24 protein-coding genes, 1 tRNA gene and 1 other RNA gene are annotated in these 22,901 nt (G+C 68.0%); 4 read left to right on the top strand and 22 right to left on the bottom strand.

Translation table 11 applies throughout. The features are described 5' to 3' along the window. Window positions 1-67 precede the first annotated feature (67 nt). On the bottom strand, window positions 68-1,357 hold the full coding sequence (gene hemL / locus N5D45_RS16775; RefSeq protein ID WP_191849955.1) for a glutamate-1-semialdehyde 2,1-aminomutase: 1,290 nt from the start codon (window positions 1,355-1,357) through the stop codon (window positions 68-70). Between the two features lie 16 nt (window positions 1,358-1,373). Then, window positions 1,374-2,000 (bottom strand): thiamine phosphate synthase, encoded by a 627-nt coding sequence (gene thiE, locus N5D45_RS16780; protein ID WP_228354753.1) that lies wholly within the window; start codon window positions 1,998-2,000, stop codon window positions 1,374-1,376. A 34-nt stretch (window positions 2,001-2,034) separates the two neighbouring features. Between thiE and N5D45_RS16785 the strand changes: the two genes are divergently transcribed. Beyond that, window positions 2,035-2,259 carry a rubredoxin gene (locus N5D45_RS16785; RefSeq protein WP_014038358.1) on the top strand — a complete coding sequence of 75 codons (225 nt, stop codon included), beginning with the start codon at window positions 2,035-2,037 and terminating at the stop codon, window positions 2,257-2,259. Window positions 2,260-2,337: 78 nt separating this feature from the next. On the opposite strand, the gene N5D45_RS16790 is transcribed toward N5D45_RS16785, so the two are convergent. The 8 genes from N5D45_RS16790 to N5D45_RS16825 form a co-directional block, all read right to left on the bottom strand. After that, the gene (locus N5D45_RS16790; protein WP_010484022.1) at window positions 2,338-3,183 is read right to left on the bottom strand and encodes a SirB1 family protein; all 846 of its coding nucleotides are present in this window, start codon (window positions 3,181-3,183) and stop codon (window positions 2,338-2,340) included. A gap of 182 nt (window positions 3,184-3,365) precedes the next feature. Then, a complete protein-coding gene (locus N5D45_RS16795) occupies window positions 3,366-3,809 on the bottom strand; it encodes a DUF192 domain-containing protein (protein ID WP_010484023.1) in 444 nt (147 codons plus the stop codon). Between the two features lie 21 nt (window positions 3,810-3,830). Beyond that, on the bottom strand, window positions 3,831-4,478 hold the full coding sequence (gene rpiA, locus N5D45_RS16800) for a ribose-5-phosphate isomerase RpiA (RefSeq protein WP_279939317.1): 648 nt from the start codon (window positions 4,476-4,478) through the stop codon (window positions 3,831-3,833). A gap of 22 nt (window positions 4,479-4,500) precedes the next feature. Then, window positions 4,501-4,980, bottom strand: coding sequence for an EVE domain-containing protein (locus tag N5D45_RS16805; protein ID WP_019338636.1), 480 nt, complete (start codon window positions 4,978-4,980; stop codon window positions 4,501-4,503). Continuing rightward, on the bottom strand, window positions 4,977-5,570 hold the full coding sequence (locus N5D45_RS16810; RefSeq protein WP_019338637.1) for a 5-formyltetrahydrofolate cyclo-ligase: 594 nt from the start codon (window positions 5,568-5,570) through the stop codon (window positions 4,977-4,979). Before N5D45_RS16810 ends, N5D45_RS16805 begins: the two co-directional genes overlap by 4 nt. An 83-nt stretch (window positions 5,571-5,653) precedes the next feature. Further along, window positions 5,654-5,839, bottom strand: a non-coding RNA gene (gene ssrS, locus N5D45_RS16815) — 6S RNA. Between the two features lie 97 nt (window positions 5,840-5,936). Next, entirely contained in the window at window positions 5,937-6,233 is a 297-nt protein-coding gene (locus N5D45_RS16820; RefSeq protein WP_010484026.1) for a cell division protein ZapA, read from the bottom strand. Next, window positions 6,230-6,451 (bottom strand): TIGR02449 family protein, encoded by a 222-nt coding sequence (locus N5D45_RS16825; RefSeq protein WP_005410898.1) that lies wholly within the window; start codon window positions 6,449-6,451, stop codon window positions 6,230-6,232. The genes N5D45_RS16820 and N5D45_RS16825 overlap by 4 nt, the downstream gene beginning before the upstream one ends. A 153-nt stretch (window positions 6,452-6,604) precedes the next feature. On the opposite strand from N5D45_RS16825, the gene N5D45_RS16830 reads away from it, so the two are divergent. Both N5D45_RS16830 and N5D45_RS16835 read left to right on the top strand, forming a co-directional pair. After that, window positions 6,605-7,153 (top strand): YecA family protein, encoded by a 549-nt coding sequence (locus N5D45_RS16830; RefSeq protein ID WP_171955057.1) that lies wholly within the window; start codon window positions 6,605-6,607, stop codon window positions 7,151-7,153. Window positions 7,154-7,158: 5 nt separating this feature from the next. Then, window positions 7,159-8,481 carry an aminopeptidase P N-terminal domain-containing protein gene (locus N5D45_RS16835; protein WP_029379908.1) on the top strand — a complete coding sequence of 441 codons (1,323 nt, stop codon included), beginning with the start codon at window positions 7,159-7,161 and terminating at the stop codon, window positions 8,479-8,481. 557 nt (window positions 8,482-9,038) lie between these two features. Here N5D45_RS16835 and pepQ read toward each other — a convergent pair. The 7 genes from pepQ to rph form a co-directional block, all read right to left on the bottom strand. Beyond that, a complete protein-coding gene (gene pepQ / locus N5D45_RS16840; RefSeq protein WP_227200308.1) occupies window positions 9,039-10,370 on the bottom strand; it encodes a Xaa-Pro dipeptidase in 1,332 nt (443 codons plus the stop codon). 75 nt (window positions 10,371-10,445) lie between these two features. Beyond that, on the bottom strand, window positions 10,446-10,820 hold the full coding sequence (locus tag N5D45_RS16845; RefSeq protein WP_010484030.1) for a PilZ domain-containing protein: 375 nt from the start codon (window positions 10,818-10,820) through the stop codon (window positions 10,446-10,448). After that, complete coding sequence (locus N5D45_RS16850; RefSeq protein ID WP_279939318.1) at window positions 10,817-13,096, bottom strand: DUF1631 family protein; 2,280 nt, start codon at window positions 13,094-13,096, stop codon at window positions 10,817-10,819. Before N5D45_RS16850 ends, N5D45_RS16845 begins: the two co-directional genes overlap by 4 nt. A 123-nt stretch (window positions 13,097-13,219) precedes the next feature. Then, a complete protein-coding gene (hemW, locus tag N5D45_RS16855; protein ID WP_043400308.1) occupies window positions 13,220-14,446 on the bottom strand; it encodes a radical SAM family heme chaperone HemW in 1,227 nt (408 codons plus the stop codon). A gap of 56 nt (window positions 14,447-14,502) precedes the next feature. Continuing rightward, the gene (gene rdgB, locus N5D45_RS16860; RefSeq protein WP_010484033.1) at window positions 14,503-15,099 is read right to left on the bottom strand and encodes an RdgB/HAM1 family non-canonical purine NTP pyrophosphatase; all 597 of its coding nucleotides are present in this window, start codon (window positions 15,097-15,099) and stop codon (window positions 14,503-14,505) included. After that, window positions 15,096-15,485, bottom strand: a complete 390-nt coding sequence (locus N5D45_RS16865; RefSeq protein ID WP_279939319.1) for a VOC family protein — start codon at window positions 15,483-15,485, stop codon at window positions 15,096-15,098. The genes rdgB and N5D45_RS16865 overlap by 4 nt, the downstream gene beginning before the upstream one ends. Continuing rightward, window positions 15,482-16,207, bottom strand: coding sequence for a ribonuclease PH (gene rph / locus N5D45_RS16870; RefSeq protein WP_197657289.1), 726 nt, complete (start codon window positions 16,205-16,207; stop codon window positions 15,482-15,484). Before rph ends, N5D45_RS16865 begins: the two co-directional genes overlap by 4 nt. 124 nt (window positions 16,208-16,331) lie before the next feature. Here rph and N5D45_RS16875 point away from each other — a divergent pair, with 124 nt between their 5' ends. Continuing rightward, window positions 16,332-17,192: a YicC/YloC family endoribonuclease gene (locus tag N5D45_RS16875; protein ID WP_197657288.1), complete on the top strand. Its 861-nt coding sequence runs from the start codon at window positions 16,332-16,334 to the stop codon at window positions 17,190-17,192. A 57-nt stretch (window positions 17,193-17,249) separates the two neighbouring features. On the opposite strand, the gene selD is transcribed toward N5D45_RS16875, so the two are convergent. The 5 genes from selD to fdhE form a co-directional block, all read right to left on the bottom strand. Beyond that, entirely contained in the window at window positions 17,250-18,329 is a 1,080-nt protein-coding gene (selD, locus tag N5D45_RS16880) for a selenide, water dikinase SelD (protein WP_197657287.1), read from the bottom strand. A 26-nt stretch (window positions 18,330-18,355) separates the two neighbouring features. Further along, window positions 18,356-18,451, bottom strand: a tRNA-Sec gene (locus N5D45_RS16885). A gap of 24 nt (window positions 18,452-18,475) precedes the next feature. Beyond that, entirely contained in the window at window positions 18,476-20,407 is a 1,932-nt protein-coding gene (selB, locus tag N5D45_RS16890; protein ID WP_164192888.1) for a selenocysteine-specific translation elongation factor, read from the bottom strand. Further along, window positions 20,404-21,828, bottom strand: a complete 1,425-nt coding sequence (gene selA / locus N5D45_RS16895) for an L-seryl-tRNA(Sec) selenium transferase (RefSeq protein WP_164192891.1) — start codon at window positions 21,826-21,828, stop codon at window positions 20,404-20,406. The genes selB and selA overlap by 4 nt, the downstream gene beginning before the upstream one ends. 4 nt (window positions 21,829-21,832) lie before the next feature. Further along, window positions 21,833-22,816 carry a formate dehydrogenase accessory protein FdhE gene (fdhE, locus tag N5D45_RS16900; RefSeq protein ID WP_010484040.1) on the bottom strand — a complete coding sequence of 328 codons (984 nt, stop codon included), beginning with the start codon at window positions 22,814-22,816 and terminating at the stop codon, window positions 21,833-21,835. Between the last annotated feature and the right edge of the window lie 85 nt (window positions 22,817-22,901).

Consider the following 22,901-nt stretch of genomic DNA (forward strand, 5'->3'; position numbering starts at 1 on the left):
CCAACCAAGGTTGGCACCCACCAGATGCGGCAGTGCCAACCAAGCTTGGCACCTACCAGAGCAGGGCTCAGCCCTTGGCGGCCTTGAACGCCACGCGTGCAGCGGCCAGCGTTGCTTCGATCACGGCATCGTCGTGCGCGCTGGACAGGAAGCCGGCCTCGTACGCAGACGGTGCCAGGAACACGCCCTGGTCCAGCATTGCGTGGAAGAAGCGGTTGAACGCCGGAATGTCACAGGCGGTGGCCTGTGCATAGGTCTCCACCTTCTCGTTGGTGAAGAACAGCCCGAACATCGCGCCCACGCGGGTGGTGGTCACGGCCACGCCGGCGTCGGCGGCGGCGGCTTCCAGGCCGGCGCACAGGCGTGCCGTGCGCTCGGCCAGGTCGGCGTGGAAACCCGGCTGCTGGATCAGCTCCAGCATCGCCAGGCCAGCGGCCATTGCCACCGGATTGCCGCTCAGCGTACCGGCCTGGTAGATCGGGCCGGCCGGGGCGATCTGCTGCATCAGCTCGCGACGACCGCCGTAGGCGCCCACCGGCATGCCGCCGCCGATGATCTTGCCGAAGGTGGTCAGGTCCGGGGTGATGCCGTAGTGCGCCTGCGCACCGCCGAGGGCGACGCGGAAGCCGGTCATCACTTCATCGAAGATCAGCAGCGCGCCATGCTTCGTGCACAGTTCGCGCAGGTGCTGCAGGTACCCCTCGCGCGGCGGGATGCAGTTGGCGTTGCCGACCACCGGTTCGATGATCAGGCCGGCGATGTCGTCACCCTGCTGTTCGAACAGCGCGGTGGCGGCTTCGAAATCGTTGTAGGGCAGGGTCAGGGTCAGCTCGCTCAGGCCGGCCGGGACGCCTGGCGAGGTCGGCACGCCCAGGGTCAACATGCCACTGCCGGCCTTGACCAGGAACGAGTCGCCGTGGCCGTGGTAGCAGCCTTCGAACTTGACGATGCGGTTGCGGCCGGTGGCGCCACGCGCCAGCCGGATCGCCGACAGCGTGGCCTCGGTGCCGGAGTTGACCATGCGCACCATCTCGCACGACGGCACCAGCCGGGTGATGGTTTCGGCCATGGTCACTTCGGCCGCGCACGGCGCACCGAACGACAGCCCGTTGTCGATCGCCTTCTTCACCGCCTGGCGCACCGCCGGGTGGTTGTGGCCGACGATCATCGGGCCCCAGGAACCGACGTAGTCGATGTAGCGGTTGCCGTCGACGTCGTACAGGTAGGCGCCGTCGGCGCGTTCGACGAAGAACGGCTCGCCGCCGACCGACTTGAACGCGCGCACCGGCGAATTGACGCCGCCCGGCAGCAGCTGCTGGGCGCGGGAGAACAGGGCGTGGGACTGGTCGTGGTTCATGGGGCTTTCCTGGGTGTTACGCGAACTGGGCGAGGTAGGCGCGCTGGGTCGCGACCGGGTCCTGCGCAGCGTAAATGCCGCTGACCACGGCCACCAGGTCGGCGCCGGCGTCGATGATGGGACCGACATTGTCCGGCGTCAGCCCGCCGATCGCCACCCGCGGCACGCCCAGTGCGGCGCTTTGCCGCAGCAGGTCGGTATGGGCGCGGCTGGTGGTGATCTTGGTGGTGGTCGGGAAGAACGCGCCGAAGGCCACGTAGCTGGCGCCGGCAGCCACGGCCTTCTCGGCATTGGCCAACTGGTCGTAGCAGGAGGCGCCGATGATGGCGTCGGGGCCGAGCAGGGCGCGCGCGCTGGGGATGTCACCGTCGGTGCCGCCCAGGTGCACGCCGGCCGCGCCCATGGCCTTGGCCAGCGCCGGGTCGTCGTTGATGATCAGCGGCACGCCGCGCTCCGCGCACAGCGCCTGCAGGGCGGTGGCCTGTTCCTGCCGCAGCGCGTCGTTGGCGGTCTTGTTGCGGTACTGCAGCCAGGTGGCGCCAGCGGCCAGCAGCGGCGCGGTACGGGCCAGCAGGTGCGCGGTATCGGGCTCGTCCGGGGTGATCAGGTAGACGCCGCGGGGCGCCGGGGAAGCAGAAGTCATCAATGGCTACCGGTGCGTGGGCCGCGATGGGACAATGGCGGCCCGTGAATCCAGCCCTGATTATCCGATGAGCGATGCCACCCCCACCACCTTGCGCACCTGGATGTGCGTGGTCTGCGGCTTCCTTTACAGCGAAGCGGAAGGCTTGCCGGAGGAGGGCATCGCGCCGGGGACGCGCTGGGAGGACATCCCCGAGACCTGGACCTGCCCCGATTGCGGGGTGACCAAGGCCGATTTCGAGATGGTTGAAGTCGATTGACCGGTAGGGCCTGCAGGCCCTTCTGTGGGTGCGGACCGTTGGGGTGGGTGTGGACCGTTGGTCCACACGCCGACTCCCTCAATGCAGCCGCGGCACCGGCCCGCCCAGGTCGATCAGCTTCTCACGCAGCCACTGCGCATCGCTGGCCTCGGGATTGCGCTTCAGGTACTGCCCCAGGTCGTGGCGGGCACCGGCCAGATATTCCAGCTGCAGATAGGCCAGGCCGCGATCCCGCAGCGCGTCGTCCTGCTCCGGGGCCAGCTTCAGCAGGCGATCGGCACTGCGTGCAGCGCGGTCCCACTCGCCGGCCTCGGCATACACGCCATGCAGGTTACGCAGCATGCGCATCAGGATCGCGCGCGCCGGCGCCGGGTCAAGGATCTGCGCCAGCACCTGGTCGTCCGGCATCTGCCCACCCAAGTGTGATTTGGCCCGCTCGCGCAGTTCGTCCACGTCCAACGGGCGGCCACCGTTGAACGGGTCCATCACCAGCACGCCGTCGTCCACCGGCAGGCGCACCAGGAAGTGGCCGGGGAAGGACACGCCATCGAGCGGAATGCCCAGCCGGCGCGCGACTTCCATCTGCACCAGCGCCAGTGAGATCGGGTTGCCCAGGCGCCGCTCGAATACCTGGTTGAGGTAGCTGTTGCGCGGGTCGTAGTACTCGTCGTGGTCGCCGCTGTAGCCCAGCTCATCGAACAGGTGGCGGTTGATCGCTGCCATCTTCAGCGGGCTGTTGTCGATGCTGTCCACTTCCGAGCGGAGGTGGTCGACATGGCTCTGGATCAACGCGTCGTAGGTGGACGGCTGCAGATCGGGGTATTCATCGCGCGCGATCAGCAGTGCGGTCGGCAACAGTGGCAGCGCCTCGTCTTCGAGGTCGGCCAGTGCATCCCAGTCGGGGAGAGAGATCCGGTCCTGCATGACCACAGACTGGCGACATTTGCAGGCGGTTTCAAGCGGTGCCGCGTGAAAAAGTCACGGCCTGGGGCGATGGGGTTCCGGTGGGTGTGGACCTTGGTCCACACCACAGCCAGCCAGCGCGCGGCAAGTCAGTGCCGACCAAGGTCGGCGCCTACCGCTCCTCCTCAACGCAGGGCGAGGATCTACTCGATGCCCGGGCCGAAGGTCAGCGCGGTGCCGTCCTTCAGCTTCAGCTTCTCGGCCTGGCCCGCATTGAGCTCCAGCACGTACCGGGCCGGGCCACCGCTGGGATACGGCGGGCACATGTCGCCGGCCGAGCACGGCGGAACGTCGCGCTGCTGGCTGACCAGCCTGCGCTCGCTGTCGAAGTACAGGATGTCCAGCGCGATCTTCGTGTTCTTCATCCAGTACGCCTGCATTTCCTCGCGGTCGTGGATGAACAGCATGCCGTGGTCGGCGGCCATCTGGTCGCGGAACATCAACCCGCGCGCGCGGGTTTCATCGTTGGTGGCCAGCTCGACCTGGTAGCGGGCGCCATCCAGCTCGACCCAATGGCGGGCCGCATCGGTGGCACAGCCGGCCAGGGCCAGCAGCGGAAGCATCAGCAGCGAACGCAACAGCGACATCGTCAGGATCCTTCGAAAGGGTCAGAGCACGACCGGCGGCTCGCCGCCGACGATCACCACATCGGCGCGACGGCGCGCGAACAGGCCCACGCAGACCACGCCCGGCAGCTGGTTGAGCTCGCGCTCCAGCTTTTCCGGATCGGTGATCTGCAGGTTGTGGATGTCCAGGATCTGGTTGCCGTTGTCGGTGACCACGCCTTCGCGCCAGGTCGGCTGGCCGCCGGTCATGTCGCGGATCTGGCGGGCGACCAGGCTGCGCGCCATCGGGATCACTTCCACCGGCAGCGGGAATTTGCCCAGCACCGGCACCTGCTTGCTCGGGTCGACGATGCAGATGAAGCGCTCGCTGGCCTCGGCGATGATCTTCTCGCGGGTCAGCGCGGCACCGCCGCCCTTGATCAGGCACTTGTTGGCGTCGCACTCATCGGCGCCGTCCACGTACAGCGACAGGTTGCCGCTGTGGTTCAGCTCGATCACCTCGATGCCGTGCTGCTTCAGGCGCGCGGTGCTCTGCTCGGAGCTGGATACGGCGCCCTTGATGCAGTGCTGGATGCGGGCCAGGGCATCGATGAAATAGGCCACGGTGGAACCGGTGCCGACACCGACGATCATGCCGTCTTCTACGTACTCGATGGCTTTCTCGGCGGCCAGGCGCTTGGCTTCGGACATGGGAGAACTCTCAGACAGGGAATCAGGATTTCTTTTCCAGCGACAGCAGCAGCTTCCACTGCGCGGCCGTCACCGGGAACACCGACAGGCGGTTGCCCTTGGCAACCAGCGGGAAGCCTTCGCCGAGCTCATCAGCGTGCAGCTTGATCTCGTCCAGCGCGATCACCTGCTTGAGCTTGCGGTCGAAGGCCACGTCCACCAGCATCCAGCGCGGGTTCTCGCGCGTGCTCTTGGGGTCGTGGTAGTCGGATTTCGGATCGAACTGGGTGTCGTCCGGGTAGGCCGTGCTGGCCACCGTGGCCAGGCCGACGATGCCCGGCACCTTGGTATTGGAGTGGTAGAACAGGATGCCGTCGCCCACCTGCATGCCATCGCGCATGAAGTTGCGCGCCTGGTAGTTGCGCACCCCGTTCCAGGGTTCGACCTTGACCTTGGCCAGGTCATCGATGGAGAAGGCGTCCGGTTCGGACTTCATCAGCCAGTAGCGCTTGCGGGCGGTCATGCGTTCACGGGGGCAGCGGAGGGGAACAGGGTGCCGTCTTCGGTGCAGATCGCATCCACCGGCACGTCCCACGACGCCACCGGCAAGGACTCGACCTGCTGCACCGCAAACGCAGCACCGACCAGCCAGGGCGGCGCCGGCCGATCGTGGCGGAAGGCGAAGCTGCGATCATACCAGCCGCCCCCCATGCCCAGCCGCCGGCACTGCGCGTCGAAACCCACCAGCGGGGTCACTACCAGCGCCATCTGCGCCGGTTCCAGGGTGTCTTCCACCGCCACGTCCGGTTCGGGAATGCCGTAGCGGTTGCTGGTCAGCGGCTGCCCCGGCCGCCACGGTGCGAAGCGCAGCACCTCACCGGCCAGCACCGGCAGGCAGTAGGTGAGGCCTTCGGGCAGTTGCAGCTGCCAGCGGTGCAGGGCGATTTCGCCATCCAGCGCCCAGTAGCCAGCCACGGCGCCTTCGCGCGGGGCGAACGGCAGCGCCAGCAGGGCATCGGCAAGGGATTCGGCGGCGGCGATGCGCTCAGCGGCGGAAAGGTCACGGCGGCGTTGCCGCAGGTCGTGGCGCAGGGCCTGGCGCGGGTCGGTCATGGCAGCGTGCGGCAAGGATCAGCCGTCATTGTGCCGCAAAGAACAAGGGCGACGCCCGAAGACGCCGCCCTTGCTGGAATATTGCATTCTCCGCAATGTCGATGCATGCGAAACGACCTTGAACCCGGGGGCTCAAGTGGGAACGCTGGAGAACCATCGGGCTTCCCGCTACAAGGCGGACCTGCACTCCCGGCGCTGTCGCGCTCCCGGTGTCGTTCTTAAGGGACAAGGCGAATGTTTGCACATGCCGTCGAGTACCGCAGAGAACGCGTGGCCATTATAGCCAGCACGCAGGATCTGGATAGGCCGTTCGTCGGCAACAGTCCGTGCCAATTCAGATATGAGAAGACGCGTTGTGCACGACCTTCAGGCGTTGCCGTCGATGGCGCGGTCCAGACGCCGGTTCAGGTCGGCCAGCGTCTGCTGCAGGGCCACCGCCTGGCGGGCGTTTTCGTCGCGCAGCAGCTGCAGTTCGTGGGCCAGGTTCAACGCGGCCAGCACGGCGACGCGATCGACCGCGGCCATGCGGTTGCTGCCGCGGATCTCGCGCATGCGCGCATCCAGCAGGCGCGCGGCGGCCATCAGGCTGTCGCGTTCATCGCCGCCGACGCCCACGGTGTATTCACGATCGAGGATGCGGACACTGACCGGTTCGGCGCTCATGTGTGCTGCTCCAGGGATTTGAGCCGGCTGATCATTGCTTCCACCCGCGAACGTGCCTGCTCATTCTTGGCCAGCAGCGTCGAGCGCTCGGCCACCAGCTGTTCCTGCTGGTGGCGCAGGCTGCGGTTCTCCTCGGCCAGGCGCTGGTTGCGTTCAAGCAACGCTTCCACGCGGGCGGCGAAGTCCTGCAGCTGGGCAAGGGGATCAGCGGGTTCCATACGGGCACGATAGGCAAGCCGGGTAAGGGCGGTCAAGCGTTGTCGCAGCAAGGCTGGACGGCTGCGAAGAGGATGCCGTCGGGTTGCTACACTACGGGGTCTCACGGGCGCGCGCGTGCGCGCCCCGGGTTTCCTTTCCGAACGAGCCGCACGATGACCGAACTTCCCTCCGTCGACGACGTTACCCGCGCCAGCCAGCAACTGGGCCTGGGCGCCACCGCTGCCGAGCTGCACGGCGCGCTGTGTGGCTGGCTGGCCGCCGGCGGCGCCCCCGGCAACGACTGGCCGGCGCGCGTGCTGGCCGACGACAACCTGGCGCCGGTGGCTGCCGACAGCGTGCTGGCGCAGCTGCTGCAGGTCACCATCAAGCAGCTGGAAGACCGTGACTTCGCCTTCGAACTGCTGCTGACCGACAACGATGACGTGTCCGCGCAGGCCGATGCCATGTTCAGCTGGACCCGCTCGTTCCTGGGCGGCTTCGGTCTGGGCAGTGGTGGCAACCGGCCAGCCCTGTCCGAAGAGGGCGAGGAAGCGCTGACCGACATGGCCAGCCTGGCCCGCGCCTCCAGCGAGGATTTCGAGGCCGGCGGCGATGATGACGACGAAGCCCTGTCGGAGATCGAGGAATTCATCCGCGTGGCGGTGCTGCTGCTGCACGGTGACGTGGTGCTGGCCTCGCGCCATCGGCAGCGCCTGAACTGATGGACATCAAGCAGCGCACCGGCATCGCGGCCGGCGAATACAAGCGTCGCCGCCGCCAGCTGATGGACATGGCCGGCGAGGACGCGATCCTGGTACTGCCGGCCGCAGCCGAGAAGGTGCGCAGCCTCGATACCCATTATCCGTTCCGCCAGGATTCGGACTTCCAGTACCTGAGCGGCTTCCCGGAGCCGGAAGCGGTGCTGGTGCTGATTCCGGGCCGCCGCCACGGCGAGGCCATCCTGTTCTGCCGCGAGCGTGATGCCGAGCGCGAGGCCTGGGACGGCAGCCGCGCCGGCCAGGAAGGCGCGGTGGCGCAGTACGGCATGGACGATGCCTACCCGATCGACGATCTGGACGACATCCTGCCGGGCCTGCTGGAAGGGCGCTCGCGCGTCTACTACCACTTCGGCCGCGATGCCGACTTCGACCTGAAGCTGATCGGCTGGGTCAACCGCGTGCGTTCGCAGGTGCGCCACGGCGCGCAGCCGCCGCATGAGTTTCTGGAGCTGGGCCACCTGCTGCACGAGCAGCGCCTGTTCAAGTCGGGTGCGGAAGTCGCGTTGATGCACCACGCCGCGCAGATCAGCGTGCGTGCGCATCTGGCTGCGATGCAGGTGGCCAAGGCGGGTATCCACGAATACGAACTGCAGGCCGAGCTGGAGCGTGTGTTCCGCGCCAACGACGCCGTGCCGGCGTACTGCAGCATCGTCGGTGCCGGCCGCAACGGCTGCATCCTGCATTACCGCGACAACAACGCGCGTTCGCGCGATGGTGAGCTGGTGCTGATCGATGCCGGTGCCGAATACCGCGGCTACGCCAGCGACATCACCCGCACCTTCCCGGTGAATGGTCGCTTCAGTGCCGAGCAGCGTGCACTGCACGACCTGGTCGGCGATGCGCAGGCCGCTGCGTTGGCCCAGGCCAAGCCGGGCGTGCCGTATGAGGCTGGCCACCTGGCGGCGGTACAGACCCTGACCGAAGGCCTGCTGCGGCTGGGCCTGTTGAAGGGCACGCTGGAAAAGAACCTGTCCGAGGGCCTGTACCAGCGTTTCTACCGGCACAAGACCGGGCACTGGATCGGATTGGACGTGCACGATGTAGGCGATTACCGCCTCGCCGGTGATTCACGCCTGCTGGAGCCGGGCATGGCGTTCACCATCGAGCCGGGGCTGTACATCGGCGTGGACGACACGACGGTGGAACCGCGCTGGCGTGGCATCGGCATCCGCACCGAGGATGATGTGCTGATCACCGATGACGGCCATCGTGTGCTGACCGAAGGCCTGGCGCGCAGCGCCGACGAGATCGAAGCGGTGATGGCGGGGTAAAGGGGGGCTCTGCAGGGCTTGCAGCCCTGCACCCGCAGACGCAACAGCTGGAGCAACAGCAACAGCGGGCTATCCGTGGGATGGCGGGGCACTGTGGGTTTGCGGGGACGCCGTGAATCCGTCCGTGGAGGCTTGGTCGCCGCATCCATGCGGCTCACACCCCGCAAACCCACAGTACCCCGCCTTCGACAGGTTCACGGGGCTGTTGGTGGGTGCCGACCGTTGGTCGGCACATCTATCAGACATCGAATGAATCATCCACGCATGGCGTGGATCTACTGGCAATTGCGGTTGTTGGAACGAACGACGATTGGTAGGTGTCGACCCTGGTCGACACAGAGCGAGCGCAGCGAGCGACCCGCTTCTGCTTTTCTTTTTTCTTTTCCGTGGTTGGACGCGGCAGGAAACTGTCAAAGGCTGGGCGGGGTGGGTTTGCAGGACCGTTGGCGCCATGGATGGCGCCATCGAGCCCCCATGGATGGGTTTACGGCGTGTCCTGCAAACCCACCCCGCCCGGCCAAGCGCGGCTTTTGATTCAACGGGCAACCACGAGGGGCTCAGCCGTTGGCCGCCGCAAACTCCGGCCGCGTCAGGTTGTCCGCCTCGCCATCAGTGCACAGCACTTCGTCTTCGATGCGGATGCCGCCATACGGGCGGAAGAAGTCCACGCGCTCCCAGTTGATCGCGTCGCCATGGCCGGCGTCCTTCACTTCGTTCAACAGCATGTCGATGAAGTACAGGCCCGGTTCGATGGTCACCACCATGCCCGGTTCCAGCACGCGGGTCAGGCGCAGGTAAGGGTGGCCGGCCGGGCGCTCGATGCGGCCGCCTTCGTCGCTGGCCGCGAAACCCGCCACGTCGTGCACCTGCAGGCCGATCAGGTGGCCGATGCCGTGCGGGAAGAACGCGGCGCTGACGCCGGTCTCCAGCGCGGTCTGCGGCGATACCTTGATCACGCCGAAGTCCTTCAGCACGCCCATCAGCGAAAGATGCGCGTCCACGTGCAGCTGCTTGTAGTCGAAGCCCGGGCGCACCGCCGCGCACATCTGCTGCTGGGCGGCGTCGACGGCGGCGATCATCGCAGCAAACTCGTCGTGGCCCTGCGCGGCGTAGGTGCGGGTGATGTCGCTGGCGTAGCCGTAGGCGCTGGCACCGGCATCGATCAGGAAGCTGCGCAGCGGCTGCGGCGCCTTGCGGCCCAGCTCGGTGTAGTGCAGCACCGCAGCGTGCTCGTTCAGGGCCACGATGTTGCCGTACGGCAGCTCGTTGGCGTCCTGGCCGACGGCCTGGCAATAGGCCATGTGGATGCTGAACTCGTCGGCGCCGTTGCGGAACGCGGCTTCGGCGGCGCGGTGGCCACGCACGCCCAGCACCTGCGCCTGACGCATCAGTGCGATCTCATACGGCGTCTTGCTGCCGCGGTGCCATTCCAGGTAATTCACCACCGGCGCCGGGTTGTTCGGCACGTAGTTGCCCAGCGCGCTCTGCGGTTCGCCGAGGATCGCGCAGCGCGCCGGGTCGGCCGGCAGCAGGGCCAGCGCCTCTTCGGGCTTGCGGATGATGTGGATGTCGAAGTGCTCCACCCACCAGCCGCTGGGCGCGTCCGGCACCACGTGCCAGTAGTCGAAGGGCTGGTGGAAGATCACGGCCGGGCGCTTGCCCGGGGTGAACACGATCCAGCTGTTGGGCACGCGGGTCAGCGGCAGCCAGGCCTTGAACTGCGGATTGACCGCATACGGGTAGTCGCGGTCGTCGAACACCTGGTAGTGCAGGGTGCCGCTGGGCACCACCAGGTGATCGAAGCCGCCGCGGGCCAGCGCCTGTTCGGCACGTCGGCACAGCACGGCCAGGTGGTCGGAATACAGGGCGCCGGGGTCTTGCTGGATCATTGCGGTGGCTCGACACGGAAAACGGCCCTAGATTCTGCCGCATACCGCGAAAAACCGCTGTGCCGGAACCGGCACTCAGGCCGTCGAAACCGGTCCCTCGTCGCTGTCCTCGCCCACCCACTGCCGCAGCAGCTGCCGATGCTCGCGTGACAGGGTGAGGAAGCGGAAGCCGGTCCAGCTTTGCCCGGGTACGTGCGCGGGCTCGCTCCATAGCAGATGCACGCCCACGTCGATGGCCTGCTGGCGGCCATCACCCAGTGGCAACGGGAAGCGCAGCTGGTACAGCGCATCCTCGCGCAGCGGCACGCTGGCCAGCATCAGCATGCCGGTTTCGGAGACATTGCCGAGGCGCCCGACCACGCACTCGCGCATCTGGTCGGTGACCGGCACCAGGTCCGAGACCTGGCGGCGCGGCGCGCGGCGGGTGTCCTGCGGCGGTACGGCTTTCATGCGGGGGTCTCCTGTGCGCGGCCTGTGGCCAGTGCACGCAGCGCACCGAGGCTGGCTTCCCAGGCACGGTCGACCAGCCGGCCCTTGTCTTCGGTGACCAGCTGCGCGCGCCCGGCACTGATCTGCCGCGCCAGCGTATCCAGGTCGGTATCGGTGATCTTCTGCCCGCGCGCATTGACGAACAACGCATGGCCGGTCAGCAGGCTGTACCAGGACAGGCGCTGGCGGCGCAGCGTGCCATCGCCCGTGTCGATGTCGAACCAGCTGCCGAACGGCAGCGTGGACAGCTGCTGGTAGGCCGCTTCTTCAGTACTGCTGCGCGGTGTGGCAGGTGCGGTGCCACTGTTCGTGCCGGCGTGCTCGCCCAGGCGCGCACGTGCCTTCAGGCGTGCGCTGAGCTCGGTACGCGAGGTGCTTTCATCCTCGCCGCCGGGCGTGGCCAGCCTGCGCGCGACGGCGGCGGCTTCCTCGGCGTGGTAGCCGACCTGCAGCAGTGCGGCTTCCACCTCCGCTGCCAGCGCGGTATCGGTGCCGCCAGGGGCGTCGATGGCCTGTGCGGTGATGGCAGCGATGCGCTCGGTCTGTTGCAGGCGCTCCTGCCACTGTGGCGAATCGTCGCCATGGCGCAGGCGGGTGAGGGTCAGTGCATCGGCCCAGGCCTGGCGCAGCAGGGTCTGCACGAAGCGCGGCGGCGACTGCGTGTCGCAGCACTGGTCGATCTGCGCGGTGGCCTGGCGACGGGCCAGTTCCAATCGTTCCTTGCCGCGCGCGGCTTCCACATGGCGGCGCTCGGCCAGTTCGGCACGATGGGCCGCCGCGCGCTGGTGCTGCTGCACGTCTTCGTTGGCGGCGGCAAAGGCCTCCGGCGCACGTGCATCCTGCCCCAGCAGGCCCTGCACGCTTTGCGCCATGCGCTGCAGCAGCTGTGGGTCCACATCGTCATCGCCCAGCCAGTTGGCGCCGACTTCGGCGATCTGGTTGAGCAGCTCACGCGCGGGGTGTTCGTCGCGCACGAAGAAGCCCGGGTCGGCCATGGCCGCGCGTGCCAGGGGCACCTGCAGGCGCGCCAGCAGGGCGGCCGGCACCGGATCGGGACGCTGCTGCTGTTGCACCTGCTGCATCAGCATGCGCAGCAGGTCGAGGTTGTCACGGTCGTGACTGCCCAGCTGGGCCTGCGCACCATGCTCGCTGCGCAGCTGCGCGACCACGGCAGCCTGCAGGTCGGCCACTCCGGTTGCGGCACTGGACTGGGCCTGCAGGCGCGCGAGGACCGCGTCGACTGCCGCGCTGGGCACCGCGCCGCTGTCCGCCGGGGCAGGGCTGGCATGCCGTGCCTGCTGCAGCAGTTCATGCAATGCACCGCCGGTGGACGTGGTTACGCCCGGCGTGGCGGGGCTGGCTGTGCCGCCCCCATGGAAGGCGTCCTGTACCAGGCTGGACCAGGAGCCGGCCGGTGCCGAACCGTTCCAGCCGGTCAGCGGGGCTGCGGCGCGCTTGGCCGGCTGTGTGGTGCGGCCGCCACCCACCGACTGGGTGATGATCCGCCGCGTGCTCGACGAGCGTGCCAGGTAGGGGGTGTAGACCAGCCCCGGCAGTACTCCGGACTGGGCCAGCAGGGCATTGGCACGGTCAAGGATATCGCCCAGCCGTTCCAGCACCTGCCGTTCGAAACTGCGATACAGCGCCAGCTGTACCTCGACGCTCAGCGCGTCCTGTTCGGCAATCCGGCGCACCATCGCGCACAGTGCCTGCGGTGCCAGTGGCAGGGTGTCGGCCTCGAAGGCCGGCGCCGCCGCCAGTACGCCCAGGCGTTGGCCCAGCAGGTTCAGTGTGTTGGTTGAACGCAGCGTCTCGCGCCGCACCATCTCGGTCAGCAGCAGGTCGCGATCCACTTCATGCTCATCGACCAGCGACAGCCCGAGCATGCCCGGCAGCGCTGGCGGCGTAGCACTGGTGCTGACACCGCTGGCCGGTTCGCGCAGCCGTGCGAGGGCATCGGCCACGGCGTCGAGCATACGGTCGGCGAAGTGGCCGGAGAACGCATGCAGCTGCCCGCGCTGGGCCATCAGCTCGGCTTGCTGCTGCGGATTGCGTGCGCGGTCGGCGTCGTGAAGCAGATTCTGCTCCAGCGCCTCCACCGTCAGGATCAGGGGCGCGGCCAGCGTCTGCCGGCACAGGCCGATCAGCGCGCCCAACAGCTCACGTACCCGCGGTGGCAGGTCGCTGGCGGCCAGTCGGTTCTTGTCGGCAGGAGTGATGGAAAAGACGGCTGACATCGGCAGGCGGTACCCGGATTCCCGCGGATCGATCTGGTGAATCTACCGTGTCGGCCGCTGTCGGCGCTACTTTAGGGTGGATGTGCCTTCCGTTCGCCAGGCATGGCCCTCTGTCACGCGAGATCAATCTTCCAGGAACAGGCTCACCACATCGTTGGTGAAGCGGCGGCCCAGCTCGGTCGGCTGCACATGGCCATCCGTCACGTCCAGCCAGCCGCGCTGCACGGCCTCGGCCAGCGGTGCGTCCAGTACGCTGCGCGGCAGGCCGGTGCGCGACTCGAAATCGCGCAGGCCGAAACCTTCGTGCAGGCGCAGCAGATTCAGCATGTACTCGAACGGCAGGCGCTCGGGCGCGATCACATCGTCACCACCGAACGAGGCCGGGGTACCCGCGCTGTCCAGGTAGGCCTGCGGATGCTTCAGCTTCCAGCGGCGCAGCACGTGTTCTTCGGCGCCTGAACTGATCTTGCCGTGCGCACCGGCACCGATGCCCAGGTAATCGCCGAAGCGCCAGTAGTTCAGGTTGTGTGCGCTCTGCCGGCCGGGGCGCGCATAGGCGCTGACTTCGTACTGGCCGAAACCGGCCTGCGCGAGCAGTGCCTGGCAGTGTTCCTGCATGTCCCAGGCGTTGTCTTCATCGGGAATGCCCTGCGGCGGCCGCGCGAAGAACACCGTGTTCGGTTCCAGGGTCAGCTGGTAGTGCGAGATGTGCGCCGGCTGCAGTGCGAACGCGCGTTCCAGATCAGCCTCGGCGCCGGCCAGGGTCTGTTCCGGCAGCGCGTACATCAGGTCGATGTTGAAGTTGTCGTAGCCCGCGTCCTGCGCCATTTTCACCGCGCGCTCGGCTTCGCCACTGTCGTGGATACGGCCCAGGCGCTTGAGCATCGCGTCGTCAAAACTCTGGATGCCGAAGCTGAGGCGGTTCACGCCGGCCGCGCGGTAGCGGTCGAAACGACCATGCTCGGCGGTGCCCGGGTTGGTCTCCAGGGTGATCTCGGCATTGGGCGCGAAACGCAGGCGCGCGCTGGCCTGCTGAAGGAAACGGTCGATCGCTTCCGGCGGGAACAGGCTGGGCGTACCACCACCGAAGAACACGCTGTGCACCACCCGGCCCCAGACCAGTGGCAGGTCCTGGTCCAGGTCACGCAGCAGCGCGTCGATGTAGGCATCGAACGGCAGTTCGCCCTTGGCCTGGTGCGAATTGAAATCGCAGTACGGGCACTTGCGCACGCACCACGGCAGGTGCACGTACAGCGACAGCGGTGGCGGCACCAGCCGCGGCGGGCTGTCGTGGTCAGCGGAGCAGGCTTCGCCGGGCAGGTGGTTGCAGTGGTCGTGGGCGTGCGGCATGGGCTTCTTCGGTAGTGCCGGCCGCTGGCCGGCTTCCCTGGTTCGATCGGGTGGCGTCAGTACAGCGTCGCCAGCTGTTGCTTGAGCTGCTGCAGGGCAATGGCGCGGTGGCTGATGGCGTTCTTCAGCGCCGGCTCCATTTCCGCGGCGGTCAGGCCGTGGGTGGTGTCCAGGAACACCGGGTTGTAGCCGAAACCATTCGTGCCGCGCAGCTCGCGGATGATCTGGCCCTCCCAACGGCCTTCGCAGATCAGCGGCTGCGGGTCGGTGGCGTGGCGCAGCAGCACGATCACCGCATAGAAGCGGGCGCTGCGCTGGCCGTCGGGAACATCGGCCATCGCGTCCAGCAGCTTGGCGTTGTTGGCCGCGGCGTTGGTCGGGTGACCGGCATAGCGCGCGCTGTACAGGCCCGGCGCACCGCCGAGGGCATCGACGATCAGGCCCGAATCATCGGCCAGCGCCGGCAGGCCGGTTGCTTCGCAGGCGGCGCGCGCCTTCAGCAGCGCGTTCTCGACGAAGGTCAGGCCGGTCTCTTCCACGTCACCCAGGCCCAGCTCAGCGGCCGAGGTGATCTGCAGCGGCAGGTCGGCGAGGATCTCCTGCATCTCCACCAGCTTGCCAGCGTTGTGGCTGGCCAGTACCAGTTTCTTCATTGACGGGGCTCCAGCAGGTCCCAGGTGTTGCCATACAGATCGCGGAACACCGCGACCGTTGCATAGGGTTCTTCGCGCGGCGCTTCCAGGAACTCGACGCCGGCGGCCAGCATCGCGGCGTGGTCGCGGTGGAAGTCATCGGTGTTGAGGAAGAAGGCGACCCGGCCACCGGTCTGGTTGCCGATGCGGCTGCGCTGCTCCTCATTGCTGGCACGGCCCAGCAGCAGCGCGGCGGCGCTGCCGTCGGTCGGGCCGACCACCACCCAGCGCTTGTGGCCCTGGTCGATGTCCTCCAACAGTGCGAAGCCGAGCTTGCCGGTGTACCAGGCGATGGCTTCGTCGTAATCGGCCACCACCAGGGTGGTCAGGGCAAGGCGCCGGTTCATGCCGACAGCGCTGCCTGCTGCGCGGCCAGCAGCTCGCGCACGCCCTTTTCGGCCAGGCCCAGCAGCGCGTCCAGCTCGTCGCGACGGAAGGCATGGCCTTCGGCGGTGCCCTGCAGCTCGATGAAGCCGCCACCGTCGTTCATCACCACGTTCATGTCGGTGTCGCAGTCGCTGTCTTCGGCGTAGTCCAGGTCCAGCACCGGGGTGCCGCGGTAGACGCCCACCGACACGGCGGCCACTGCGCCCAGGATCGGGTTGCGCTTGATGTCGCCGCGCTTCATCAGCACGTTCACTGCATCGACCAGGGCCACGTAGGCGCCGGTGATGGCGGCGGTGCGGGTGCCACCGTCGGCCTGCAGCACGTCGCAGTCGAGGGTGATGGTGCGCTCGCCCAGCGCGTTGCGGTCCACGCACGCGCGCAGGCTGCGACCGATCAGGCGCTGGATCTCCAGCGTGCGGCCGCCCTGCTTGCCGCGGGCCGCTTCACGGTCACTACGGGTGTGGGTGGCGCGCGGCAGCATGCCGTACTCGGCGGTGACCCAGCCTTCGCCCTTGCCGCGCAGGAAGCCCGGCACGCGGTTCTCGATGCTGGCGGTGCACAGCACGCGGGTTTCACCGAAGCACACCAGGACCGAACCTTCGGCGTGGCGGGTGAAGCCGCGTTGGATGACGACCGGGCGGAGCTGGTCGGGCTGGCGGCCGCTGGGGCGGGAATCGGACATGGTGCGGGTTCCGTAATGGCGAGGGAGTACGCCGCCACGCCCGCGGCCTTCACGGGGCGGGCAAGGGGGCTCTGGTGAGGGCGCTAGGGTACCATTCCCCCTTTGCACGCACCGGACACAATCCATGATTCGAAGCATGACCGCCTATGCCGGCGGCGAGCGGGTCACCCCGTGGGGCACGCTGGGCTGCGAGCTGCGCTCGGTCAACCACCGCTTCCTGGAGGTCGGCACCCGCCTGCCCGAGGAACTGCGGGCGCTCGAACCGCAGCTGCGCGAGCACATCGCCGCACGCCTGAGCCGTGGCAAGCTGGATCTGGTGATGCGCCTGCGCGCGCCGGAAGCGGCGGCCAACCTGCAGGTGGACGAGGCACTGCTGGGCCAGCTGGGCCGCCTGGCCCACCGCCTGACCTCCGATTTCCCCAACCTGCAGGTCAGCTTCACCGACCTGCTGCAGCTGCCGGGCGTGACCCGTGGCGAGGCCACCGATGCCGCCGCCCTGCAGGTCGAGGCACTGGCCCTGCTGGACCAGGTGCTGGACGGCTTCGTCGAGGCCCGTGAGCGCGAAGGCGGCAAGTTGTCGGCCGCCATCAGCGAGCGCGTGGACGGCATCGAACGCATCGCCACCGAAGTCCGCACGCTGATTCCGGCCATTCGCGACGGCCAGCGTGCCAAGCTGGCCGCACGCCTGGCCGACCTGCCGCACCCGGTCGATCCCGGCCGCGCCGAGCAGGAACTGGTGCTGTGGCTGCAGAAGCTGGACGTGGATGAAGAGCTGGACCGTCTTGGCAGCCACATCGTCGAGATCCGCCGCGTGCTCAAGCAGCGTGAGCCGGTCGGCCGCCGCCTGGACTTCCTGCTGCAGGAGTTCAACCGCGAAGCCAATACGCTGGGCTCGAAGTCGGTGGACAGCCGCACGTCCAATGCGGCGGTGGAACTGAAGGTGCTGATCGACCAGATCCGCGAACAGGTGCAGAACATCGAGTGATGCTGCACCCGGCGAAACGACAAGGGCGCCTTCGGGCGCCCTTGTCGTTCCCGCGCATCAGCGCACGCTGACGCCCGGTGTTCCAGCGCTCAAGCGGCCGATCACGGCTGCCTGGACGAACCCTGCGTCGTGGAAACAGGCCAGCACCGCGTCCACCGCTCCGGGGGCGCAAGACACCAGCAGGCCACCGCTGGTCTGCGGGTCGGTCAGCAGCGGCTGCCAATGTGCTGGCAACCCCTCGGCGAAGCGCACCTCGGTGCCATAGGAAGTCCAGTTGCGGTGGGAGGCGCCGGTCACGCAGCCACGCTGCAGCAGCTCCAGCGCCTGTGGCAGCAGCGGCACCTGTGCACTGTCCACCTCGGCGGCCACGCCGCTGGCGCGGCACACTTCCAGCAGGTGGCCGAGCAGGCCGAAGCCGGTGACGTCGGTCATGGCATGCACGCCGTCCAGCGCGGCCAGCGGCACGCCCACGGTGTTAAGTCGGGTGGTCGACGCGATCATCTGCCGGTAGCCGTCGGCGTCCAGCACTTCTTTTTTCAGTGCTGACGAATACACGCCCACGCCCAACGGCTTGCCCAGCACCAGTACATCGCCGGTGTGGGCATCGGCATTGCGCTTGAGGCGTTGCGGATCGAGCACGCCGATCGCGGCAAGGCCATAGATCGGTTCCACCGAATCGATGCTGTGGCCACCGGCCACCACGATGCCGGCATCGGCGCAGGCACGTTCGCCGCCCTGCAGGATGCCGCGGATGGTGTCTTGCGGCAGGCTGTTGATCGGCATGCCGACGATGGCCAGCGCGAACAATGGCCGTGCGCCCATCGCATACAGGTCCGACAGCGCGTTGGTGGCGGCGATGCGGCCGAAGTCGAATGGATCGTCGACGATCGGCATGAAGAAATCAGTGGTGGCGACAATCGCCTGGCGGTCATCAAGGCGGTACACCGCGGCGTCGTCGCTGGTCTCGCGACCAACCAGCAGCTCAGCCGGTGCCGGAAGCGCCGGCACGCCGCGCAGCAGTTCGGACAGCACGCCCGGCGCGATCTTGCAGCCGCAGCCGCCGCCATGCGCGAGAGAGGTCAGTCGTTGTGGGGCATCGGCCGTTGAAGGGGCGGGGGACTGCGCGTGCGTGGCCATGCCGACATCTCCTGCGGAAACACGAATGGCGGAAGGCAGCAGGAGTCGAACCTACCAGGGAACGATCGACGCCCCCTACTGGGTTTGAAGCCCAGCCGCATGCCCGGATGCGCATGCCTTCCGAAAGTACGGCGGTAGCGGTGGGCTCAGTCGCGGGCTGCGTTCCACTGCAGGTCGCCACGCGGCCGATGCTGGTCACCGACGCGTCGAGTGTAGCCAACGCGATTGAAGAACTCCAAGATCTGGATGCTGCGCTTGCGGCCCAGGCCGATGGCATCGCGGAAAGCGGCCGCATCCACCGCGCCGCTGGCCTGCGACAGCTGCGCGACGATCGCGGCCAGCTCGGCAATGCGGGCCGGTGCATAGAACAGATCCGGTACCACCTGGAACAGTTCGCCACGTGTGGTGGCGCGGCGCAGAATGGCGCGGACCTCGTCTTCGGCCAGGCCGATGTCGGCGGCCAGGGTGCGCACCCACGGCGGATCGAAGCCACCGGCGTGCAGTTGCGGCAGCACGCGTTCCAGCAGCAGACGCTCGCGTTCCGGTGGCGCATGGTCATGGCCGGGCAGGCGCCACCAGGCGCCCACGCGCTGCACGCTGCCGTCGTCCAGCAGGTCCTGGAGAAGCGCGTTCCACAGGCTCGTTGCCAGTGCAGGCAGGGTACTGCGTTGCAGGCGCCCGCTGTCGACACCGGGTTCGTCAGGGCGTCGTTCATGCCAGCCACGCAGTGAGGCGATTACCTGTTCGCGTAGCACCTGCCAGTGCGCAGCGAGGATGACCACCGTGTCGTCGCGGGTGGCGATGCGCTGTGCGCCTGCAGGAAGATCGATCCGGTCGGCGGCGCGCCGGCAGTAGCGCTGCAGTGCGGCCAATGGAATTCCGGTGGGCGCCTGCTGAAGCAGCGGGCCAACATCTGCGCTGGTGGCCAGCTGTTCCAGCGCCACCAGCCACGCCAGGCGTGCAGGGCTGCGCCGCCGCCGCTGTGGCGGATCCGGATCGAGTACGACACCGCCGCCCAGCGTACGGGTTGCCGCCGAGTCGCGGGCAATGAAGCGATCGCCACACATCGCACAGACCGGCGCATCGAACACCAGTTGCACCAACTGCCCATTGCCGTGATCGTCGTCCTCCAGCAGCACCACATGGGCCTGCCGGTGCATCGTGCCCCAGTGGATATGCAGCGGCGCCCAGTCGCGCAATGGCGCGGCCAACGCGGACAGCCGCAGGCGCACATCAACGCGGGTGGTGGGCAGCAGTGCGCGCGGGTCGGCGATCCAGTCGCCACGGCGGATGTCGTCACGAGCGATGGCTGCCAGGTTCAACGCGCAGCGCTGCCCGGCCATCGCGTGGTCGCTGGCCTGGTTCTGCGCGTGGATGCTGCGTATGCGCACTTCAGTGGCGGCCGGCATCAGCTGCAGATGCTCACCCACCAAGGCGATGCCGCCGTGTACCGCGCCGGTCACCAGCGTGCCGTGGCCGGCCAGCGAGAACACGCGGTCCACCGGCATGCGGAACAGTTCGCTGCGCAGTGCGGCCTGGCGCGCGCTGGCGTCGTCCGCCGCCCACGCGTGCAGCTGGGTACGCAGTGCACTGATGCCGGCATCATCGGCTGAGGTGCTGTTGCAGGCGAATACAGGGGAATCCTGTAGCGGCGTTCCGGCCAGCAGCGCAGCGATCTCGATCTCGACCCGGGCGATGCGCGCTACATCCACACGGTCGATCTTGGTCAGCGCCACCGCACCGCGGTCCACGCCCAGCAGTTGCAGGATGGCCAGATGCTCGCGGGTCTGTGGCATCACGCCGTCGTCGGCAGCGATCACCAGCAGGGCGACATCGATACCCGTGGCGCCGGCCACCATCGTGTGCACGAAGCGCTCATGGCCCGGAACGTCGACGAAGCCCAGCGTCGCGGCCGAGCCTTCGACGTCCCTGCTTTCCACCGGGACATAGGCGTAGCCCAGTTCGATCGATATGCCGCGCGTACGCTCTTCCTGCAGGCGATCGGTTTCGATGCCGGTCAGTGCGCGTACCAGGCTTGTTTTGCCATGGTCGATATGCCCGGCGGTGCCGACGATCATGCCTGCAGCGCGCTCCATTGGGCGAGGAAGGCCGCTTCGTCCCCGGGTTCCAGGCAGCGCAGGTCCAGCCACAACGCGTCATCGGCAATGCGGCCCAGCACCGGGCGCGGTAGCTGACGCAAGCGCTTGGCCAGGCGATCCAGTCCGCCACGGCGTGCGCTGGCAATGCGCAGTCCGGCGCTGGCAAGCTGCGCCTGTGGCTGCGCGCCGCTGCCGATCTGGCTGTGCATCGAAGCAGGCTCGAGGGTGTAGTCCGTCGCCAGCGAGGCACGCATCGGCTGCAGCAGGCGCTGGGCCTGCGCATCGATGTCGTCCTGCGTGCGCGACAGCGTGCGCAGGGTCGGCAGGCGCTGTGCCAGCATCTCCGGTTCGCGGTACAGGGCCAGCACCGCTTCCAGCGCAGCCAGGCCCATCTTGTCCATGCGCAGCGCGCGCTTGAGCGGGTTGCGGTTGATCCGCGCGATCAGGTCGGCGCGGCCGGCGATGATGCCGGCCTGAGGCCCACCCAGCAGCTTGTCGCCACTGAACGAAACCAGATCGGCGCCGGCTGCCAGCGTTTCCTGCACAGTGGGCTCGTGCGGCAGGCCGAACGTGGCCAGATCGCACAGGCTGCCACTGCCCAGGTCCACCACCAGCGGCAGGCCATGTTCGTGCGCGATTGCCGCCATCGCCGCGGTGTCGACCTTGGCGGTGAAGCCGGTGATCGCGTAGTTGCTGGCGTGCACCTCCATCAGCAGTGCGGTGCCCGCGCCGATGGCGTTGGCGAAGTCAGCCGGATGGGTGCGGTTGGTGGTGCCCACTTCCAGCAGCCGGGCACCGGCGCTGCGCATCACGTCGGGAATGCGGAAGGCGCCACCGATCTCCACCAGTTCGCCGCGCGACACCACCACGTCGCGGCGGTTGGCCAGGCTGTTGAGCAGCAGCAGGACCGCCGCCGCATTGTTGTTGACCACGGTGGCGGCTTCAGCGCCGGTCAGTTCGCAGATCAATGCCTGCACCCGTGCATCGCGGTCGCCGCGACGACCACGGATGACGTCGAACTCCAGATCCACCGGCGCGGTCATCGCGCGGGTGACCGCGTGCACGGCGGCATCGGGCAGCAATGCGCGCCCGAGATTGGTGTGCAGTACGGTGCCGGTCAGATTGAACATCGGCTGCAGATCCAGCCGTGCATCGGCCGCCAGTGCGGACTCGATCGCCGCGACCAGCGCCGGACCGCCAACCGCTTCCTGCAGCTGCGCGGCCGAAAGCTGGCCGGCGCTGATACGGTCGCGCAGCACCTGCAGGTGCGAACGCAGCAGCCGGGTGATACGACTATGGCCGTGGCCCTCGATCAGTGCTGCCAGGGCAGGCAGGCGCAGCAACCGGTCCAGCGAGGGCAGGGCGGATACCGATGCCGGGGTGGAGGGCGTGGCTGTCATCGCCTCACTCGCCGTCGGATTGCCACAGCAGCGGATTCTGGCTGGCGCGCGCATAACCTTCTTCGCCCAGCAGCAGGTCCAGCGCCAACGTGCCGAGGTCATCGGCGACCGGTTCCAGTGAGGGATCCTTTTCCAGGTACAGGATCTTGCGGTAGCTGTGGCAGTGGTCGCAGGTCTCGGCACGGACCGCGCTCTCGCGCACGGCCTCGCCGCTGTCGCCATCCACATCGGCCAGGGCGCGGTAGGCGATGTCCTTGCCGGCGGTGCCACACTGGCTGCACTGCACGCGCACGTAGTGCCACTGGCACGCGCACAGCGAGCACGACAGGTAACGGTAGGACGCATAGGGTGGGCGTGCCTGCACCACGCTGACCACCGGTAGCGAGCCGCACAACGGGCACAGGCCGGGTGCATCGGCCAGCGGTTTCAGGTCGGTGGAGCGGAAGCTGTCCGCCAGCACCGCCCAGTAGACCTGCAGTGCGTTCATCACCAGCAGCGCCGCGACCGCGTCCACCGATGGCGCATCATCACGCTCCAGCACGGCATGGGCCTGCGCCTCCAGCCAGGCATCGTCGGCCGCGGCGACGCGCTGCAACTCCTGGCGGGTTTCCGCCGGCAGCCCGGCCTCGTCGGCACAGTGCTGGCACAGCGTGCGCAGCCAGTCGCGCCAGCGTCCATCCAGGTGAAGCGTGTTGGCCGGCCGCAACGGCATGCCGGCACCGGCCGCCGCACTCGACTGCTGCGCACGTGCCTGCGATTGCAGCGCTTCGCGTTGCTGTGGTGTCAGTTCGTCCAGCAGTGCCTGCTGTGCATCTGCCAACGCCGCCAGCAGCTGCAGGTAACCGCCGATGGCACTGTGCGCAGCCAGGCTGCGCAGGCGCGTCGCGCGCTCGGCGAACAGGGAAGCGACATCGGGCAGGATGATGCGCGGAACATCGCGCGAGGCCAGCGTCTCGATCTCACCGGGTTCAAGGATGCGTTGCGCCATGCAGGGCCAGCCAGAAGAACCAGGCTCCATCCTCGCCGTTGTCGTCGCTGGCGTCCAGCGTGTTCAAACAACGCAGTCGAGCAAA

The sequence above is a fragment of the Stenotrophomonas sp. GD03819 genome (genome assembly GCF_029841665.1).
Taxonomy (GTDB): Bacteria; Pseudomonadota; Gammaproteobacteria; order Xanthomonadales; family Xanthomonadaceae; genus Stenotrophomonas; species Stenotrophomonas geniculata.